The 19,703-nt window shown below is 67.9% G+C and carries 13 protein-coding genes and 1 pseudogene; 9 read left to right on the top strand and 5 right to left on the bottom strand.

The features are described 5' to 3' along the window. Window positions 1–21 precede the first annotated feature (21 nt). The 4 genes from ABIS05_RS00665 to ABIS05_RS00680 all read left to right on the top strand — a co-directional run bounded on the left by ABIS05_RS00665 (window position 22) and on the right by ABIS05_RS00680 (window position 7,303). Window positions 22–1,257, top strand: coding sequence for an urea ABC transporter substrate-binding protein (locus ABIS05_RS00665; protein ID WP_348014227.1), 1,236 nt, complete (start codon window positions 22–24; stop codon window positions 1,255–1,257). Then, complete coding sequence (locus tag ABIS05_RS00670) at window positions 1,254–5,096, top strand: response regulator (RefSeq protein WP_348014228.1); 3,843 nt, start codon at window positions 1,254–1,256, stop codon at window positions 5,094–5,096. Before ABIS05_RS00665 ends, ABIS05_RS00670 begins: the two co-directional genes overlap by 4 nt. 79 nt (window positions 5,097–5,175) lie before the next feature. Continuing rightward, window positions 5,176–5,439: a FeoA family protein gene (locus tag ABIS05_RS00675; protein ID WP_348014229.1), complete on the top strand. Its 264-nt coding sequence runs from the start codon at window positions 5,176–5,178 to the stop codon at window positions 5,437–5,439. Beyond that, window positions 5,432–7,303, top strand: coding sequence for a ferrous iron transporter B (locus ABIS05_RS00680; protein ID WP_348014230.1), 1,872 nt, complete (start codon window positions 5,432–5,434; stop codon window positions 7,301–7,303). Before ABIS05_RS00675 ends, ABIS05_RS00680 begins: the two co-directional genes overlap by 8 nt. Before the next feature lie 173 nt (window positions 7,304–7,476). On the opposite strand, the gene ABIS05_RS00685 is transcribed toward ABIS05_RS00680, so the two are convergent. Continuing rightward, on the bottom strand, window positions 7,477–8,406 hold the full coding sequence (locus tag ABIS05_RS00685; RefSeq protein WP_348014231.1) for a peptidylprolyl isomerase: 930 nt from the start codon (window positions 8,404–8,406) through the stop codon (window positions 7,477–7,479). A gap of 67 nt (window positions 8,407–8,473) precedes the next feature. On the opposite strand from ABIS05_RS00685, the gene dnaE reads away from it, so the two are divergent. Genes dnaE through ABIS05_RS00700 form a run of 3 tightly spaced genes read left to right on the top strand, consistent with a single transcriptional unit; the run spans window position 8,474 to window position 14,557 of the window. Next, complete coding sequence (gene dnaE, locus ABIS05_RS00690; RefSeq protein ID WP_348014232.1) at window positions 8,474–12,040, top strand: DNA polymerase III subunit alpha; 3,567 nt, start codon at window positions 8,474–8,476, stop codon at window positions 12,038–12,040. 28 nt (window positions 12,041–12,068) lie between these two features. Continuing rightward, window positions 12,069–13,370: a patatin-like phospholipase family protein gene (locus ABIS05_RS00695; protein WP_348014233.1), complete on the top strand. Its 1,302-nt coding sequence runs from the start codon at window positions 12,069–12,071 to the stop codon at window positions 13,368–13,370. Window positions 13,371–13,372: 2 nt separating this feature from the next. Next, window positions 13,373–14,557, top strand: a complete 1,185-nt coding sequence (locus ABIS05_RS00700; protein WP_348063200.1) for a cellulase family glycosylhydrolase — start codon at window positions 13,373–13,375, stop codon at window positions 14,555–14,557. Here ABIS05_RS00700 and ABIS05_RS00705 read toward each other — a convergent pair. Both ABIS05_RS00705 and ABIS05_RS00710 read right to left on the bottom strand, forming a co-directional pair. Further along, complete coding sequence (locus ABIS05_RS00705) at window positions 14,545–14,805, bottom strand: helix-hairpin-helix domain-containing protein (protein WP_348014235.1); 261 nt, start codon at window positions 14,803–14,805, stop codon at window positions 14,545–14,547. The genes ABIS05_RS00700 and ABIS05_RS00705 overlap by 13 nt on opposite strands. Further along, the gene (locus ABIS05_RS00710; RefSeq protein ID WP_348014236.1) at window positions 14,805–16,541 is read right to left on the bottom strand and encodes an ATP-binding cassette domain-containing protein; all 1,737 of its coding nucleotides are present in this window, start codon (window positions 16,539–16,541) and stop codon (window positions 14,805–14,807) included. The genes ABIS05_RS00705 and ABIS05_RS00710 overlap by 1 nt, the downstream gene beginning before the upstream one ends. A 145-nt stretch (window positions 16,542–16,686) precedes the next feature. On the opposite strand from ABIS05_RS00710, the gene ABIS05_RS00715 reads away from it, so the two are divergent. Both ABIS05_RS00715 and ABIS05_RS00720 read left to right on the top strand, forming a co-directional pair. Then, window positions 16,687–17,205, top strand: coding sequence for a hypothetical protein (locus ABIS05_RS00715; protein WP_348014237.1), 519 nt, complete (start codon window positions 16,687–16,689; stop codon window positions 17,203–17,205). An 18-nt stretch (window positions 17,206–17,223) separates the two neighbouring features. Further along, window positions 17,224–17,379, top strand: a complete 156-nt coding sequence (locus tag ABIS05_RS00720; RefSeq protein WP_348014238.1) for a hypothetical protein — start codon at window positions 17,224–17,226, stop codon at window positions 17,377–17,379. Here ABIS05_RS00720 and ABIS05_RS00725 read toward each other — a convergent pair. Further along, window positions 17,359–18,272: pseudogene (locus ABIS05_RS00725) on the bottom strand (IS5 family transposase). The gene ABIS05_RS00720 and the pseudogene ABIS05_RS00725 sit on opposite strands and share 21 nt — an antisense overlap. A 220-nt stretch (window positions 18,273–18,492) precedes the next feature. Beyond that, the gene (locus ABIS05_RS00730; RefSeq protein WP_348014239.1) at window positions 18,493–19,161 is read right to left on the bottom strand and encodes a hypothetical protein; all 669 of its coding nucleotides are present in this window, start codon (window positions 19,159–19,161) and stop codon (window positions 18,493–18,495) included. Between the last annotated feature and the right edge of the window lie 542 nt (window positions 19,162–19,703).

Here is a 19,703-nt window from a genome sequence, read left to right on the forward strand (position 1 = left end):
GGGTTGAGGCAGGCCAAGACGATGCGGGTCCGGCTCGCGCTGCTCGGTGGGCTGATGCTGGTGCTGGCACTGGCCCTGGGCGCCTGGCTGTGGCGCAAACCACCTGCTGGCGCGGAGCAGGGGCCCATCGTCATTGGCCTGCTGCATGCCCTGACCGGCCCGCTGGCGACGAGCGAGCTGCCGCTGGTGGCCGCAGTCCAGCTGGCCGTGGACGAGATCAACCAAGGCGGCGGTCTGTTGGGCCGGCGCGTCGAGCTGCGCACGGAGGACACGCTGTCCAACGCGCGCGTGACAGCCGCTGCGGCAGCCGAGCGGCTGATCGGCGAACAGCAGGCCGTGGCGCTGTTCGGCTGCTGGTCGTCGGGCTGCCGCGAGGCGGTGCGGCCTGTCGTCGAGACGCGCCACCATCTGCTCTTCTATCCCATGACCCACGAGGGCATGGAGCGCTCGCCCAACATCGTCTACACCGGGCCCACGCCCAACCAGCAGGTGTTGCCGGCCACCGACTGGGCCATGACCGGCTTTGGCCGGCGCGTCTACCTCGTCGGCACCGACAGCCTGTTCCCGCACCGCGTCAATGCCATGCTGCGCGATTTCGTCCAGCTCGGTGGCGGCCGCGTGCTGGGCGAGCGCTACGTGACGCTGGGTTCAGCCGACGTGCAGGCGCTGATCGCCGATCTGCAGACGCTGCAACCCGACGTGGTGCTGAGCACGCTCAGCGGTGACAGCAACCGGGCCTTCTTCGACGGTCTGGTGGCCGCCGCGCTGACCGACCTGCCGCTGCTGTCCTTCACGGCCGCCGAGCCCGAGATGCGCGCCTATGGCGGCGGCCGGCTGGACCGGCACTTCACCGCCTGGAGCTATCTGCAGTCCTTGCCTGGCGCGGCCAACACAGCCTTCCTGGCGCGCTTGCGCGCGTTGAACGGGGCCGACACCCAGGCCAGCGACCCGGCGGTATCGGCCTATGTCGGCGTGCAGCTCTGGGCCGCCGCCGTGCGCGAGCTGGGCAGCACGCAGACCGAGGCAGTCAATGCCAACGTGCTGCAGCAAAGTGTCAGCGCACCGCACGGTTACGCGGCGATGGACGCGCAGTCCCGCCACCTGTGGCGCCAGCTGCGCATTGCCCAGGTGCGGCCTGACGGGCAACTGGCCGAGGTGTGGCAGGTGCCGCGGCTCATCCGGCCCGCGTCCTGGCCGGCCTTTCGGCCGACGGAGCACTGGGCCGCCATCGTTGCGCAACCGGGGGGGCGGCCTTGATCTCCGCGCCGGCGGTGGAACCGCCGCAGCGGGCCTGGCGCGTCGGCCCGGCGCTGCTGCTGGGCTTCGCGCTGCTGTCCGCGCTGCCGCTGGGCGTGATGGGGCTGTGGCAGCTCGGCAGCTTCGAGCGCAGCCTGCGCGAAACCGTCACCGAAGGCCTGGCGGCCATCGCGCGCAAGAAGGTTGCCGAGATCAACGAGTACCTCAACGAGGTGGAGTTCGACGCGCGGGTCGTCGCCAAGGCTGCCGACACGCGCGAGTTGCTCGGCCAGCGCCGCGATGCCGTCGCCACGCAGGTGCCTGCGGCCAGCCGCGCGTTCTTTTCGCAGCTCTACGACACCGGCAAGTACGTCAACCTGCTGTTGGTGCAGCCCGACGGCCGCATCAGCTTCGCCATGAAGCCGCTGGCCGGCGCCAGCCCGGAGCTGGCGCGGCTCGACGGTGGCGCCTTCGAGGGCAGCGAGCTGCTGGCGGCGCACCGGCGTGCCATTGGCCGGCTGGACGTGCAGCTGACGCCGACGATGCGGCTGCGCGGCCCGGACGGCCCGAACGACCAAATGCCGCCGACGCTCTTCATGGTGCATCCCGTCGTCGACGGCGACCGCGTGCTCGGCAGCATCGTGTTGCAGCTCGACCTGCCACGGCTGCTGCGCGTCGCCACCGACGGCTCGGGCCTGGCGCTGAGCGGCGAGACCGTGCTGGTCCAGCGCAGTGGCGACCGGGCCACTTTCGTCAATGACCTGCTCCGCAAGTCCGTGCGGCAGCCGGGCGCCGCGCTGGACCCGCAGGCCGCTGATGCCATCCCCGCGCTGCGCGGCCTGCGCGGCGAGAGTGGCAGCGGGCTGGCGCGCAACTACGCTGGCGTGGAGGTCGTTTCCTCCTGGCGGCCCCTGCCGGCGCTGGACTGGGGCATTGCCGTCAACCTGGACGCCGACGAAGCCTTCGCGCCGGCACATGCGCTGCGCAACCGCCTGCTGGGCGCTCTCGGCTTCGCGTTGCTGCTGGCCCTGGGCTTGGCGCTTCTGCTGGGGCGCCGGCTGGTGGAGCCGGTGTCGCTGCTCAACCGCGCCGTGGCGCGCATCGCGGGGGGCGCGCTGCACGAGCGCGCGCCCCTGCGCGGCTTCCGCGAGTTCCGCGAGCTGGCCCGCAACTTCAACCACATGACCGAGCAGCTCGTCGTCGAGAAGCAGCTGCTGGAGGCACGCGTGGAGCAACGCACGCGCGCGCTGAACGACAGCGAGCAGCGCTTCCGCGGTGTCTTCGAGCGCGCCCAGGTGGGCATTGCACTGTGCGATGCGCAGGGCGTCATCCTCGACGTGAACGCCGCGCTGACGGCCATGCTCTGCCGCACGGGCGAGGAGCTGCGCGGCGCGAAGCTGGCCGACCTGCCGGACTTCCGCGCCGGCCGCCTGCTCGGCGGCGAGCTGAACCGCCTGGCCGGGGGACGGCTGCAGCACGTGCGCTTCGAGCGCGGCTTTGCGCTGCCGGGTGGCGGCGAGTTGTTCGTCGATGGCAGTGCCAGCGCCATCCGCGACCGCCGCGGCCGCCTCGTCAACGTCGTGCAGATGCTCATCGACGTGACGGAGCGCCACCGCGCCGAGATCGAGCTGGTGCGCGCGCGTGTCACGGCCGAGGCGGCCAGCCAGGCCAAGAGCGACTTTCTGGCCAACATGAGCCACGAGATCCGCACGCCGATGAGCGGCGCCCTGGGCATGCTCAACCTGCTGCTGCGCACCGAGCTGAGCCCGCGCCAGCACGACTACGCCAGCAAGGCGCGCACGGCGGCGCAGGCGCTGCTGGCCGTCATCAACGACGTGCTGGACTTCTCCAAGGTCGAGGCCGGCAAGATGGAGCTGGACCCACACCCCTTCGAACTCAGCGACTTCATGCGCGAGCTGGCCGTCATCCTGTCGGCCAACGTCGGCCACAAGGACATCGAGGTGTTGTTCCGCCTCGACCCGCGCCTGCCGGCCGCCCTGGTGGGCGACGCGACGCGCCTGCGCCAGGTGCTGCTCAACCTGGCCGGCAATGCGCTGAAGTTCACCAGCCATGGCGAGGTCGTGCTGGCCGTGTCGCTCTTGGGTGAGCAGGACGGCCAGGCGCGCATCCGCTTCGAGGTCAGCGACACCGGCATCGGCATCCCGGCGGACAAGCTCGAGCACATCTTCGCCGGCTTCAGCCAGGCCGAGCAGTCCACGTCGCGGCGCTACGGCGGCACCGGCCTAGGCCTGGCCATCAGCCGGCGGCTGGTGGCGTTGATGGGCAGCGAGTTGCGTGTGGACAGCCGTGTCGGCGAGGGCAGCCGCTTCCACTTCGAGTTGGCCCTGCCCGAGGCGCCGGCCCAGGCCCACGACGCGCTGCCGACGCGGCCCGGCCTCAAGGTCCTCATCGTCGACGACAACCCGATGGCCCGCGAGGTGCTGCAGGGCATGGGCGACAGCCTGGGCTGGGACTGCGACATGGCCTCCAGCGGCGAGCAGGCGCTGGCCCTCGTCCACCTGGCCGCCGAGCGCGGCGAGCGATCCGATGACCCCCAGCGCCAGGCTGCGCCCGGCACGCCCCCCGAGGGGGTGCAGTCTTCTCGGGGCGGCCCGTCGAAGCCTTACGAGTTGATCCTGATGGACTGGCGCATGCCCGGGCTGGACGGCTGGGAGACGTCGCGCCGCATCCGCGCCAGCCACGAGTCCGACGCGCCGGTCGTCATCATGGTCACTGCCCATGGCCGCGAGCTGCTGGCCGAGCGCAGCGAGCAGGAGATTGCCAGCCTGGGCGGCTATCTCGTCAAGCCCGTGACGGCCTCGATGCTGCAGGACGCCGTGGCCGAGGCCATGCTCGGCGAGCCGCGCCCGCGCCGCGCCGAGGGCGGCATGCAGCGCCTGGCCGGCATGCGCCTGCTCGTCGTGGAGGACAACGGCTTCAACCAGCAGGTGGCGCAGGAACTGCTTGAGGACGAGGGCGCCGTCGTCACGCTGGCGGGCGGCGGTGTGGAGGGTGCCCACCTGGCTAACGTCACCGAGCCGCCCTTCGACGCCATCCTGATGGACCTGCAGATGCCCGATATCGACGGCTTCGAGGCCACGCAACGCGTGCTCCAGCGCCGCCCGAAAAGCATCGTCATCGCGATGACCGCCAACGCGATGGATGCCGACCGCCAGGCCTGCCTGGCCGCTGGCATGCGCGACCACATCGCCAAGCCGGTCGACCTGGCGCAGTTGGTGGCCTGCCTGAGGCGCCATGTCGGGCATGCGGCGATAGCTGCACCCGCCATGGCAGCCCCCGCGCCGCTGCTCCTGGACCGTGCCGCCGCACTGCAGCGCCTGGGTGGCCGACAGGCGCTTTACGACCGCCTGGTGACCTCCTTTGCCGAGGACGCGCCGACCGAGATGGAAACGCTGCGCCGCCACCTGCGCCTCGGCGACGTGACCGACGTGGTGCGTGGGCTGCACACGCTGCGTGGCCTGGCCGGCGTCGTGGGCGCCAACGCGCTCGCGGCCGTGGCCGCCACCCAGGAACAGGCGCTGCGTGCCCAGGCCGATGCGCAGGCAGTCGACATCGACACGCTGCAGCGTCAGCTCAACGAGACCCTCGCCGCGCTACTGCCACCCCGCGCACCCGTCGTGGTTGCTGAGGCTGTCGACCCGTTGGAGGCGCTGCGCCGGCTGCGTCAGCTGCTGGGGGAGCGCAACATGCGCTCGGTGGCGGCGTGCGAGCAGTTGGCCAGTCAGGCCGACGCGCTGGGCCCCGACTTCGCCACGCTGTCGCTGGCCATCGGTCGGTTGGATTTCGCCAAGGCGCTGAAGGCTTGCGACCTGCTGCTGGATAACCTCAACCCGCGCTGATTCCGTCGCCCTGAGGTCCGGCTGCGGCGACTACAATGAGAATCATTCTCATCAAACGCCTGCCCGCGAAGCCGCCCACATGTCCGAGCCGCTGCCTTCCAGCCTCGCCGCCGCCCCAGCCGGGCAGGCGCTGACCGTCAGCCAGGTCAGCGCGCCCGCGCATTCGCCGGAGTGGGCGTCGTGGTTGTCCGATCTCGGTTTCCTGCCGGGCGAGGCGGTGCGCGTGCTGCGCCGGGGCGCTGACCACACGGGCAACCTGGTCGTGCGTGTCGGGCAGTCGACGTTTGCGCTGCGCCATGCCGAGGCCGATTGCATCGCCGTGACGCCGCGCACCCATGGTTGAGTCCGTCATCCATGTACACAAGGGCGGCAAGCTCGTCGCCCTCGTCGGCAACCCCAACTGCGGCAAGACGGCCCTGTTCAACGGCCTGACCGGCAGCCACCAGAAGGTCGCCAACTACGCCGGCGTGACCGTCGAGCGCAAGGAGGGCCGCCTCATCTCAAGCGCCGGTAAGACGCTGCGCCTGCTCGACCTGCCCGGCACCTACAGTCTGCACCCGCGCTCGCCCGATGAGCGCGTCACCTGCGACGTGCTTGCCGGCCGCGCCAAGGGCGAGAAGCGGCCCGACCTCGTTGTCTGCGTGCTCGACGCCACCAACCTGCGCCGCAACCTGCGCCTGCTGCTGGCCGTGCGCCGCCTGGGCCTGCCGGTCGTCGTGGCGTTGAACATGGCCGACTTGGCTGCGCGGCGTGGCCTCAAGATCGACGCGGCGGCGCTGTCGGCCCAGCTCGGCTTGCCGGTGGTGCGCACCGTCGCCATCCACAAGGAAGGGCTGGACGAGTTGCGCGCGCTGCTCGACAGGCCCGAGGTCTGGCAGGGCGCGACCATCGCCCCGGCCGCCGAGCCGCAGGTGGACGACCACGTCACCGTCAAGACCTGGCTGCGCGCGCTGGATCTGGACCACGAACTGCCCACGCTGCCCGGCGACCGCGTCGACCGCGTGCTGCTGCATCCGGTGGCCGGCTCGGTCATCCTGGCGGTGCTGCTGTTCCTGCTGTTCCAGGCGGTGTTCACCTGGGCCGAAACGCCCAAGGACCTGATCGAGGCCGGCATGGCTTGGTTGGGCGAGCGGGCCGGTGCGTTGCTGCCTGCGGGCTGGCTGCGCAGCCTCGTCGTCAATGGCGTTATTGCCGGTGCGGGCAGCGTGCTGGCCTTCCTGCCGCAGATCCTGATCCTGTTCTTCTTCATCCTCGTGTTGGAGGAGTCGGGCTACCTGCCGCGCGCAGCACTTTTGCTGGACCGGCTGATGGGCAGCGTGGGCCTGTCGGGCCGCAGCTTCATCCCGCTGCTGTCGAGCTTCGCCTGCGCCATCCCCGGCATCATGGCCACGCGCTCCATCGCCAACCCGCGCGACCGGCTCGTCACGATCATGATCGCGCCGCTGATGACCTGCTCGGCGCGCCTGCCCGTCTATGCGCTGCTGATCGGCGCCTTCATCCCGAACCGTGAAGTGGCAGGCTTCGAGCTGCAGGGCCTGGTGCTGTTCGGCCTCTACGTGGTCGGCATCGTCGGCGCGATGGCCGTCGCCTGGGTGCTCAAGCGCTTCACCAGCGCCGGCCAGCTGGTGCGCCCGCTGATGATGGAGCTGCCCAGCTACCACTGGCCGCATCCGCGCTCCATCCTCATCGGCCTGTGGCAGCGCGCCATGATCTTCATCAAGCGCGTGGGCGGCATCATCCTGCTGCTGACGCTGGCGCTGTGGCTGCTGTCCAGCTTTCCTGGCCCGCCGGAAGGCGCAACCGGCGCACCGATCCAGTACAGCATCGCCGGTTATCTAGGCGCCGGCCTGGCCAAGATCTTCGCGCCCATCGGCTTCAACTGGCAGATCAGCCTGGCGCTGGTGCCGGGCCTGGCGGCACGCGAGGTGGCCATCAGCGCGCTCGGCACGGTCTACGCGCTGTCGGCCACGGGCGACGAAGCTGCGCAGGCGCTGTCGCCGCTGATCCAGCAGACCTGGAGCATGGCCACGGCGATGTCGCTGCTGGCCTGGTATGTGTTTGCGCCGCAATGCATCGCGACGCTGGCGGCCGTGAAGCGCGAGACCGGCGGCTACAAGATGCCGCTGATCATGACGGCCTATCTGTTCGGCCTGGCCTACCTGGCGTCGTTCATCACCTACCGCGTGGCGCTCTGGCTGGGCGCGTGACGCTTCTGCCTCATGGCGGATGAGGCATGGGTATTTCGGGCCGAGCGCTGGGCCCCTCCCGAGCCGGCCCGCCTGGCGATGTGCTTGCGGCTCGAGGCCGCAAGCATCGCCGTCCCCTTGGGGGACCGACTGGGCTCGCCCGCGTTCAGCGGGGCAAGACCGGGCGAGGGGCTCTAGGGAGTCGGCCGCGTCGGCACCGTCGCGCTGCAGACCTCGATGTGCCCCGGGCTGTGCACGAACCAGCCGCCACGGTAGCGGCGCGCGTCCAGCAGCTGCGTCCACGTGGCGGATTCGGTTTTCAGCACCTGCAGCGCGGGCCGCTCTGCGGGCGGCAGTTCGGCCAGCAGGCTGATGCGCTGGATGCCGGTGCGCTGCTCGGGCTTCTCGTAGAAGCCCATCGCCGCCGTGCCGCGGGGCAGGGCGGACAGCAGCTCCATGCCCTTGAGCACGCGGCCAACGACGGTGATGTTCAGGTCCAACCCACGCGGCGCCTGGCCGATGACGACGTAGAGCTCGCTGCCATTGCTCGAATCGACGGCATCGCTGCGGCCGGCGCCGACCATGCCGTAGCAATGGGTCAGCCAGGCCTTGCCGGTCTTGGGGTCGGAGGCGACGGGAAAGCCTTGTGAAAAGCCGGTGCGTGGCGCCCAGCCGTCCGGGTCGGGCAGCCTGGTGAAACCGGCGGTCTTGCCGATGGCGTCGATGGACACGGAGAACTCGGAGGGCAGTTTTGCCTGTGCGCCGGCCGGCAGCGATTTGGCCTTGGCGGCGTCCTCGCCGTCGGGGTCGCCCCATTGGGTGACGAAGTTGTCCTGCACGCGCAGGATGGCCAGGCCGTTCCAGTAGCCGCCGCGTGCCAGCGCACGGATGTTGGCGGCATGCGCCGGTGCAAAGCGCGGGGCGAGTTCGATGAGGACTTGGCCCGATGCCAGTTCCATCAGCAGCGTGTTCTCGGGGTCCAGCGCGCGCCAGTCGCTGGCGGGTGACGCGGCCAGAATCTCCTGGGCGGTCTTCTTCGGCAGCGGCTTGGCAGCGGGCTTGGGCGCGGCCAGAGCGGTGGAGAGCAGGCCGGCGGTGGCCAGCGCGATGGCGAGATGTTTCATGGGCGCCGAGCTTAGCGGCCTTGGCCCGCCCTGGGAGGCCGGCCGAGCCGCTTCCTACAATGCCGCGATGCCCGAGACCGCTGTTCAGAATTCGCAAGATTCGCAAGACCTTCCCTTCGCCCACCTGCGCATGCACACCGAGTTTTCGGTCGTGGACGGCACCCTCCGCACCGATGACGCCGCAGACGCAGCCGCGGCCGACGGCCAGGTGGCTGCGGCCATCACCGACCTGGCCAACCTGTTCGGTGGCATCAAGTTCTACACGGCGATGCGCAAGAAGGGCGTGCAGCCCATCCTCGGCGCCGACTGCTGGCTGGAGACCGACGCCACCGACAAACCGCCCACCCGGCTGCTGCTGCTGGTGCAGAACAGCGCGGGCTATCTGAACCTCAGCGAGCTGCTGTCGCGCGCGTGGATCGACAACGTGCAGCGCAACCAGGCCTGCCTGAAGTGGGAGTGGCTGACGGAGTTGGGCGAGGGGCTGATCTGCCTGTCCGGCGCCCAGCACGGCGGCGTGGGCCAGGCCTTGATGCAGGGCGACAAGGTGCACGCGCGCGAGGTGGCGCAGCGCTATGCAGAGACTTTCCCGGGCCGCTTCTACATCGAGCTGCAGCGCGCCGGCCTGCCGGGCCAGGAGGCTCTCGTGCAGGCCAGCGTGCCGCTCGCCGCCGAGCTGGGTCTGCCGGTGGTGGCGACCCACCCGGTGCAGTTCCTCGCCGAGGACGATTTCGAGGCCCACGAGGCGCGCGTCTGCGTGGCCGAGGGCGAGACCCTCGCCAACCCCAAGCGCATCAAGCGCTTCCTGCCCAGCCAGTATTTCAAGACGCAGGCGCAGATGCGCCAGCTGTTCAAGGACATCCCGAGTGCGATCCAGAACACCATCGAGATCGCGCGCCGCTGCTCGCTGACGCTGGTGCTGGGCAAGCCGCAGCTGCCCAACTTCCCAACGCCGTTGCTGGCCGACGGCACGCCGATGCCGATGGAGCAGTACTTCCGCGAGCTGAGCCACGAAGGCCTGGTCGGGCGGTTGAAGCACCTCTTCCCCAACGAAGCCGAGCGCGACAAGGAGCGGCCGCGCTACGTGGAGCGGCTGGAGTTCGAGCTGAACACCATCATCAAGATGGGCTTCCCGGGCTACTTCCTGATCGTGTCGGACTTCATCCGCTGGGCCAAGGAAAACGGCTGCCCGGTCGGCCCGGGTCGGGGCTCGGGTGCGGGCTCGCTGGTGGCCTACGCGCTGCTCATCACGGACCTGGACCCGCTCAAGTACAACCTTCTGTTCGAGCGCTTCCTGAACCCCGAGCGCGTCTCGATGCCCGACTTCGACATCGACTTCTGCCAGGGCAACCGCGACCGTGTCATCGACTACGTCAAGGACAAGTACGGCCGCCACGCGGTGAGCCAGATTGCGACCTTCGGCACGATGGCCGCCAAGGCCGCACTGCGCGACATCGGCCGCGTGCTCGGCATGGGCTACGGCCACGTGGACAGCATCGCCAAGCTCATCCCCGCGCCGCCCGGCAAGACGGTGACGCTGGCCAAGCTGCCGCCCAACTTCGACCCCGACAAGGCCAAGGTCATCTACGCCCGCCACGAGGCGCCGGAGCTGGAGGAGCGCGAGAAGTCAGACGAGGAAGTGGCCGAGCTGCTGAAGTTGGCCGCGCGCGTGGAAGGCATGGTGCGCAACATTGGCATGCATGCCGGCGGTGTGCTGATCGCGCCGGGCAAGATCACGGACTTCTGCCCGCAGTACCAGCAGCCGGGCTCGACGTCGGCGGTGAGCCAGTTCGACAAGGACGATGTGGAGGCCATCGGCCTCGTCAAGTTCGACTTTCTGGGCCTGGCCACGCTGACCATCCTGGAGCTGGCCAAGGACTTCATCGTCGCCCGCCACCCGGACCGTGCCGGCTTCGACTGGGCCAACGTGCCGCTGGTCGACAAGAAGGTGTTCGACCTCTTCGGCAAGGGCTACTCGGAGAGCGTGTTCCAGTTTGAATCGCCCGGCATGCAGCGCCTGTTGAAGGACGCCAAGCCCTCGCGCTTCGAGGACCTGATCGCGCTGGTATCGCTGTACCGCCCGGGCCCAATGGACCTGATTCCGTCGTTCGTGGCGCGCAAGCACGGCAAGGAGGTCATCGAGTACCCGCACCCGTTGCTGGGCCAGGTGCTGGAGGAGACCTACGGCGTCTTCGTCTACCAGGAGCAGGTGATGCAGGCGGCACAGGTGCTGGGCGGCTACAGCCTGGGCGGCGCCGACATGCTGCGCCGCGCGATGGGCAAGAAGAAGGCCGACGAGATGGCCGCCCACCGCGCCATGTTCCGCAAGGGCGCGGCGGAGAAGGGCATCGACGAGAAGAAGGCCGACGAGGTCTTCGACCTGATGGAGAAGTTCGCGGGCTACGGCTTCAACAAGTCGCATGCCGCCGCGTATGCGCTGCTGAGCTATCACACGGCCTGGCTGAAGACGCATTACGCAGCCGAGTTCTACGCCGCGAACATGACCATCGAAATGGACGACACCGACAAGCTCAAGGTGTTGCTCAACGACGCCAAGCTCTTCGGCATCGAGTTCCAGTCGCCCTGCGTGAACAAGGGCGTCTATCGCTTCGAGCCCATGACGAACCGGCAGGTGAACTATGGCCTGGGTGCCGTCAAGGGCACAGGGCGCGGCGCCATCGAGGCCATCATCGCGGCGCGCGAATCCGGTGGGCCGTTCCTCAGCTTCTACGACTTCTGCCTGCGCGTGGACCGCAAGTCCGTCAACAAGCGCGCCGTGGAGGCGCTGATCAAGGCAGGCGCCTTCGACAGCCTCAACCCCGACCGCCACAAGCTGCTCGCCAGCGTCGGCCGTGGCTACACGCATGCCGAGACGCAGGAGGCCAATGCCGACCAGGGCGGCCTGTTCGACTTTGGTGACTCGCACGCCGCATCGCACGTCGAGCCCGACCTCGTCGACGCGGCCGTGTGGAGCATCAAAGAGCGCCTGTCGCTGGAGAAGACGGCCATCGGCTTCTACCTGTCGGGCCATCTCTTCGACCACGGCGGCGCCGAGGTGCGGCGCATCGTCAAGCGTCAGATTGCCGACCTGGTGGACAGCCGCGAGCCGACGCTGGTGGCTGGCATCGTCAGCGACCTGCGCGTCATCAACGGCCAGCGCGGCCGCGTGGCCATCTTCAAGATCGACGACAAGAGCGACGCCGTCGAGGCCGTGGCCAACGAGGAGCTGCTGAACGCCAACAAGGAACTGCTCGCCGAGGACGAACTCATCATTGCCCAGGGCAAGGTGCAGAACGACCGCTTCTCCGGTGGCCTGCGCATGAACGTGCAGGCCGTGTGGAGCGTGGCAGCCGCGCGTGCCAAGTTCGGCCGGCATTTGCTGCTGGGCAATGCGGGCGCGGCCGGGCTGCTGCACGAGCTGGTGCAGCGCTTCCCGCCGCGCCAGGTGCTGAACGAGGAAGGGCAGCCCCGGGCCCAAGGTCTGGCCGTGCGCGTGGCCATGCGTGCGGAGCCCGACGGCGAGCACGTCGGCGCGCGTTGGGCCATGGACCTGGGCGAGGCCAGCCGCTTCTGGCCCGCAGACGAGGCTTTAGCCAAATTGGGCACGGCAGCTGAGGTGATCTACGAAGCTGGATGAGCCTCGGCATCGGCGATGATTTCGCCAGATGCAACAAGCTGTGCCCAAGCCTTTTGGCAACACGGATTTCGGGCTCCACCGTCCACAGCCGGTCACGGGCCTGATCCTGACCGGAGGTGGCGCGCGCGCGGCCTACCAGGTGGGCGTGCTCGCGGCCATCGCCCAGCTGCGCCGCGACGCCGGCGCCACGCACTGCAACCCCTTTCCCGTCATCAGCGGCACGTCGGCAGGCGCCATCAACGCCTCGGCGCTGGCCTGTCATGCCGATGATTTCGACGGTGCGGTCGACGGCCTCGTGCACCTCTGGCAGAGCCTGCACGTCGAGAACATCTACCGCGCGGACGCCTTCGAGGCCGTCAAGAGCGGCGCACGCTGGCTGAGCGTGCTGAGCCTGGGCTGGGCGCTGGCACGCTGGAAACGCAGCCGCCCGCGCAGCCTGCTCGACAACCAGCCGCTGCGCGAGCTGCTCGGCCGCTACCTGAGCATGGACCGCATCGACACCATGTTGGCCGGCGGCCACCTGCGCGCGCTGGCGCTGACCGGCTCCAGCTACACCTCGGGCCAGCACGTCACCTTCTTCCAGACCCATCACCACGTCGTGCCCTGGCTGCGTGAGCAGCGCATGGCCGTGCAGGCGCGGCTGAACCTGAGTCATCTGATGGCGTCGGCGGCCATCCCCTTCATCTTTCCGGCCGAGTCGGTCGAGCTGGAGGGCATGCCCGAGTGGTTCGGCGACGGCTCCATGCGCCAGAGCGCGCCCATCTCGCCGGCCGTGCACCTGGGGGCCGACCGCATCCTCGTCGTTGGCGCGGGCCGCATGAAGGAGCCCGAAGGCCGGCGCGTGCAGGCGACCCAGGAGCACCCCAGCATGGCCCAGATCGCCGGCCACGCGATGTCCAACATCTTCCTGGACGCGCTGTCGGTGGACGTGGAGCGCCTGCGCCGCATCAACCGCACGCTGGCCTTGCTGCCGCGCGAGACCCGGGCGGCCACGGCGCTGCGCTCCATCGAGCTGCTCGTCATCGCCCCCAGCCGCCGCCTGGACGACCTGGCCGGCGAGCACCAGGCCAGCCTGCCCAAGTCCGTGCGCGCCATGCTGCGGGCCTTCGGCGTCAGCGGCAAGGGCAAGACGACCAGCGGCTCGGCGCTGGTCAGCTATCTGCTGTTCGAGCCCAGCTTCATCAACGAGCTGATCAACCTCGGCATGAGCGACACGCTGGCCAAGCGCGCCGAGGTGCAGCGCTTCTTCGGTTGGCCGTCGCGGGCACCGCAGGTCGACCCATCCCTGCTGAGGCGCGCGCGCTCGGCCGGCTTTGCAGCGGGAGTTTGAACATGTTCGTGCGGCAGCTTCTTGCGTTGTGTATCGCCGCGTTGATGGCCACGCCCGCCACTGCGGCCGACATCGCCTTCTGGGACACGCCGCGCCACGGCGGCAACAGCTTCAACCAGACCGCACCCGACGCGGCCTACTTCCGCGCGTTGCGGGCCACGGGGGCCACCTGGGTGCGCCTGACTTTTTCCAAGTGGAAGGGCGAAGGCCGCGACTTCCTGATTGGCAATGCCGACCACTATGCGGGCATTCCGGCGCGGGATCTGGCGATGCTGCGCCAAGCGATGGATGCCGCGAATGCCGCCGGCATCAAGGTGGTGCTGGTGCCTTTGTCGCTGCCCGGTGCTCGCTGGGTGCAGCACAACAACGACCAGCAGGACGACCGGCTGTGGCAGGACCGCAAGTACTGGGACCAGTCCGCCGCCTTCTGGCGCGACCTGGCCGTGGCAGTGAAGGGCCATCCGGCGCTGGCCTGCTACAACCTGCTGAACGAACCCACGCCCGAGAAAGGCATGGGGCTGGACGAACACGCCGAGCCTGCCGTTCGCGAGGCCTGGTACGCCGTGCACAAGGGCACGACGCATGACCTGCCGGCGTTCTACGAGCACGTGATCGCTGCCATCCGCACGGTGGACGCCGACACGCCCGTCATGGTCGACGGCGGCTGGTACGCCAACGCCTGGAGCTTCAGCTACTGGACGCCGCTGCGGGACAGCAGGGTGCTGTACGCCTTCCACATGTACGAGCCCTGGGACATCACCAGCGGGCCGCAGATCAAGCGCAAGCCGCAGCTGCGCTACCCGGCCGCCACGGTGACCTGGGGCGGCAAATCGCGGGCCTTCGACAAGGCGGCCATGCAGGACTTTCTCGGCGCGCCCTTCGCCTGGGCGAAGGCCCACGGCGTTGCCGCGAACCGCATGGTGGCCGGCGAGTTCGGCTGCGTGCGGGTGTGGGTCGACTGCGGCGCCTACCTCGGCGATGTGTTGGACACGCTGAACACCCACGGCGCGCACTGGGCTTTCTACAGCTTCCGCGAGGACGTCTGGGAAGCGATGGACTACGAGATCCCGCCCGCGTTCCCCGCCGGACAGGTGTACTACCTGCGCGAACAGGGCAAGGGCGACAAGGTGCCGATCGACAGCCCGTTGATGGGGGTCATCAAGAGCCGGATGCGTCAGTCGCCATAGGCCTGGCCGGCCACGCGCAAGCCGGCGGCCGAGAGTTTCCTCGCGCTGGCCGAGCGGATGCCGGACACGCGTTTGAGCAGGTCCGGCCAGTCCGCAAACGGCCGCGCGGCCAGCAGGCGCTGCACGAGGGCCGGGCCGAGGCCAGGCAGGGATTCGAGCTGGGCGCGCGTGGCAGTGTTGGCTTCGACTCCGACCTGGGCGAGTGCAACGGGCGCCGCCGCCCACAGCAGCCAGGCACGTCTGCGCATCACGGCTCGCCGGCCTGCGCGCGCACCATGGCGGCATAGGCGCCGTCGCGGGCGAGCAGCTCGGCGTGCGTGCCGGTCTCGACCAGCTTGCCCGCGCCCATCACATGGATGGCGTCGGCGTCGCGGATGGTGGACAGGCGGTGGGCGATGACGATCAGCGTCTTGCGACCTGACCAGGCGGCGAGCGCCTGCTGCACGGCGCGCTCGCTCTCGGTGTCGAGCGCCGAGGTAGCCTCGTCGAAGATCCAGATCGGCGCGTCCTTGTAGAGCGCGCGTGCTATGGCCAGGCGCTGGCGTTGGCCACCCGAGAGCTTGCTGCCATTGGCTCCCACGACCGTCTCCACGCCCTCGGGCAGGGTCTGCACGAAGTCCCACAGGTGGGCGGCGCGCAGCGCAGCTTCCAGCTTGGCTTCGTCGCGCGGCTGGGCATAGGCGATGTTGGCGGCCACCGAGTCGTCGAACAGCACGATGTCCTGCGACACGACGGCGAACTGGCGGCGCAGGCTGTCGCGGGTCAGCGTTTCGATGTCGGCACCGTCGAGCAGGACACGGCCGGCGTCGGGCCGGCCGAAGCCCAGCAGCAGGTGGATGATGGAACTCTTGCCTGCGCCCGAGGAGCCTACGAGGGCCGTGGTGCAGCCGGCCGCGAAGTGAAGGCTGAGGCCATCCAGCGCTGGCTGGTTGGCGCCGGGGTAGGTCAGGCGCACGGACTGCATCGCGATGTCGCCCCGCGCTGGCACCGGCAGGGTGTTCTGGCCGGCGTCGGTCTCCTTGATGTCATCCATGAGCTCGAAGCAGCCCTTGGCGATGGAGGTCGCACGGGCCAGGGGCGCTGCCAGGTCGGACAGGTGGCGCAGTTTTGAGGTCAGCAGCAGCAGGGCCAACACGAACTTGGAAAACGCTTCGACGCCCGTGCCGTCCGCGCGCGCCTGCCACAGCGCCACGCAGATGATGAGCGACAGGCCAATGCTCGCCACGAGCTGCGACATTGGCTGCGCCAAGGCGCTGGCCGTGACGGTCTTGAGGTTGTAGCGCAGCACCTCCTTGGCGGCCGCGCCGAACCGGCCGCGTTCGTAGTTGCCAGCGCCGAATTGGCGCACCACGCGCCAGGCGCGGGCCAGGTCGTCCACCTTGTTGACCAGCAGGAGCTGCGAGTCGTAGGAGCGCGTCGCCATCAGCCGCACGCGCTGGTTCAGCTTCTTCATGATCAACACCATCAACGGCGTGACGACGAGACTGAGCAAGGTGAGCTGCCAGTTCAGATGGAAGAGGTAGGCCAGCATCGCAAGGGCCGGCAGGCCGTCTCGCAACAAGCTCATGCCCACGTCGCTGACGAGTTGCAGGATCTGCTGCGGGTCGTTGACCACCTTGCTGACGGCTGTGCCCGGCTGCAGCCGCGTGTAGACCTGGGCATCGAGGCGCAGCAGCGCGTCGACCAGCGCCGTGCGGAAGTCCATGACGCTGCGGGTCAGCGTCCAGTTGAAGAGGTATTGGCCTGCGAAGCTGAGCACGCCGCGAACCAGGAAGAGGCTGATCAGCACGACCGGCACCATCCACAAGGGGAAGGCATTCTTGGTGAAGCCCTCGCCGAAGGCATAGCCCACGAGTTCGGGCAGCAGGGTCTCCGTGTAGGCAGCGGCCGAATAGGCCAGAACGGTCAGCAGGGCACCCCAGCGATGCGGGTAGACGAAGCGGCCGAGGCGGCGGGGAATGCAGGCGGGGGCGTCGGTCGACATGGGGGGCGATTGTCGTGCGTGTTGCCGGGGTGTTTTACGCAACAAGGCGGCGCAGCCCCACCCATAGAATCGCCGCGCCTACCGCCCCCGAGCCTCGATGCAACCGACCCCGAACGCCGCAACAGCCGCACCCGCCGGAACTGGGATGGCAGGCCCCCACGCCGACAAGCGCCCGCGCACCGCCGTGCTGCTGCAGTGGGTAGGCATGGGAGACCTGGTCTGGCACGTGCCGTATTTCCGCCGCGTCGCCGAGACCAGCCAGGGCGGGCAGGTCTCGCTGATCGCGTCGCCCACCGTGTTCGCGCCGCAGCTGGTGGGCCATGAGCCGTGGGTGCGAGAGATCGTCGACTTCGACCGCCACCCCCGCCGCCACGAAGGCCGCCAGGGCCGCCACCGGGGTGTGCTGGGCATGTTTCGCATGGGCTTTGAGCTGCGCGAGAAGCAGTTCGACCGCATCGTGCTGTTCACGAACTACACCAACCGCTCGCTGGTCGCGCTGGCGGCCAAGATCCCCGAGCGCCTGGGCTATGGCACGACATGGCTGCAGCGCCGGCTGCTGTCGCATGGGCCGTGGATCACGCGCTACAAAGGGCGGGCCGTCGGTACCTACGAGGACGCGACAAGCTTCGGCATAGGGCACTTCTCGAAACCTCTCTCCCGCTAACAGCGTGATGGGGTGACGATGGCGGCCATGATCACGCCGCGCATCAAGCCCTCGACCTTCTGGAGCCGCCAGCCGGTGGCCGACCTGTTCGTGCAGGAGCACCGCCAAGCCAAGCTGGGCAGCTACGTCGCCAAGCTGGCGAGCATGGACGACCTAGGAGTCCGTCGGACTTGACGTTTCGACAGGTACGGGGACCGTGGTGGAGGTGCCCAGTTGGGTGAAGCGGTTGAGCAGTGCCACGCGCACATGCAGCTCCACGACTTGACGCGCGAAGCTGCGGGCCATCACCCGCTCGCCCAGGCGCTTGAAGCAGTGCATCTTGGTCTCACCAGGCTGCGCCGGTGGTAGCCACTCCAGCGCTTCCAAATCGTGCAGCCCAGACGCTTGCATGCCGCTACGGCCGCATTGCGCACCTGCGCTCCCGCCCCGGCGGCGTTCCAGACTTGTGCGTTCTTGCGCGGCGGGATCACCGCCATCGCGCCCCGCTCGGCAATCGCGGCATGGCAGCCCTTGGTGTCATAGGCGCCGTCAGCGCTCACGCTGGCCAGCGCTTCGTCCGCAGGAATCTGCTTTAGCAGCTCGGCCAGCATGGGCGCATCGCCCACCGTGTTGTCAGGCACCTCGATGGCCCGGATCTCCAGTGTCTGCTCGTCGATGCCCAGGTGAACCTTGCGCCACTGCCACCTGTACTCCGCGCCATGCTTCTTGCGCTTCCATTACCTTCGCCGACGAACTTGATGCCGGTGCTATCCACCAGCAGGTTCAATGGCGCGCTGCTGGGCCGGCAAGTCGGGTTGGGCGAGTTGCAGCAGGCTTTGAACCAGGCCCAGGCCAAGGCTTTGCCGCAGCGGCAGACCGAACCGGCATTTGATGCTCATGCAGAACTGGATCGCTGCGTCCGAGAAGATCGGCTGGCGACCTCGTTTGCCGGTGGGCTCGGCCACCCATCGCATGTCCCGATCCAGCCGCACCGTCAGCGAGCCCTGCGCCTTCAGCGCCGCGTTGTAGCTCGCCCAGTTCGTAGTCTTGTACTTGCCCTGCTTCTCAGCGCTACCAGCGCGTGGCAGGCGGTTTGTGCAACAAAGCCGGTCGTTGGTAGCGCGCCAACGCCGACTATATTCGTTTCTTGTGTTGCGCCCCCTCGTCCAGTATAGGTCTCCGCTGGGATGCGCTTACGCTGATTTACAGATTCTCAGCCCTATGCGATTAATAGAGGTAGGGCCGGCTACGAATAACGCGGCCCTAAAGTTGTTTGACTATGCCAAGTCGATTATTGAACCGGAATTATTACTGTGCCATGTGACCGCCACCACCGCCACCACCGCCACCGCCACCGCCACCGCCACCGCCACCGCCAGATCCGGCCGGAGTCGGGTAACAATCGCTAGTGTACGGATCAAGACGGTATTCACTGATGACATCATTAAAACCATAGAGAGACAAGTTGTCCCAGTATCCAGGCCCAAATTTATTAAGGCGAGTCGTCCCCGGATGGAAATCCCCATTTGTATTGTCGTTCCACACCAACAAGCAATAACCGGACGGCACATAGAGCGAAGAAATCTGGTCATTCATATTGCCAATGGAGCCGTTTAGGTTTGAGCTGCTTCCATGGCGTGGAGCAACAAAAGCACGACGACCACTTTGGTTGGAGTCTGTAAACAATCGGGCCGCTCCATTGTCGGTGCACGTATCACCCGCCTCCATCACAAAAGCCTGCAAAGAGGAGGTCACGCCACCAAAACCGTATATCCCCACGTCTGCGTGCGCCCCTTCGGTCAAAAACAATGTGCCGCCAGTAAATTGGGAATCCCAGTGAAGCATCAAACAAGTGCGCGGCCCGACAACGGCGGATTTGATTGAATCCTGAAATTGTGTGCCGGCCAGATCATTGTCCGATAGGCCTGCAGTGTACGGATTAACTGATCGACTTGCGCCTTCAAACACTTGGTTCACGTAAACCTGTGCTCCAGGACCGGTCAGCACCGGCGGTGTCGCAGCAAAAATATTGAAGGAGAGAATAACCCCCCCCCTACAGCAAAAAGAAACTTTTTCATATCTCTACTCCACTGAATTTTCTGATTGAGAAGCCCAAGCCATTCTTGAGCGATCGAAATGTACCCGAACATCTCGAGATGCCATTTGAAACAATTTGCAACATGTTTCAACGCTTATTGGGATGCCCTCAAGAAACGGAAAATTCCGTACGTTAAGCCTTCGAGGTCTAACGGCTGCGGCGTATTGATGCGCATTGCATAAAGCTTCCCGGCGTCGGCTGTCGCCAAATGGGTTGGCAGGCCGACCCTCGGGAAGTTCATCGCCTGCTGCTGAGCATTGCAACAATCGCCAAGGTGAACTGGCGCAGCGCTCGAGCGCTGATCCGCAAACCAATTGCCGGAGGCAAAGATGATCGGCTGGTGGATCGTGATTTCGACCGAGACCCCTGAAGAACGCAGCCGTCATCCCGACGACCGCCGGGCGTCGATCCTGGCGATGTG

It is taken from the genome of Roseateles sp., from assembly GCF_039929605.1.
Classification (GTDB): Bacteria; Pseudomonadota; Gammaproteobacteria; order Burkholderiales; family Burkholderiaceae_C; genus Pelomonas.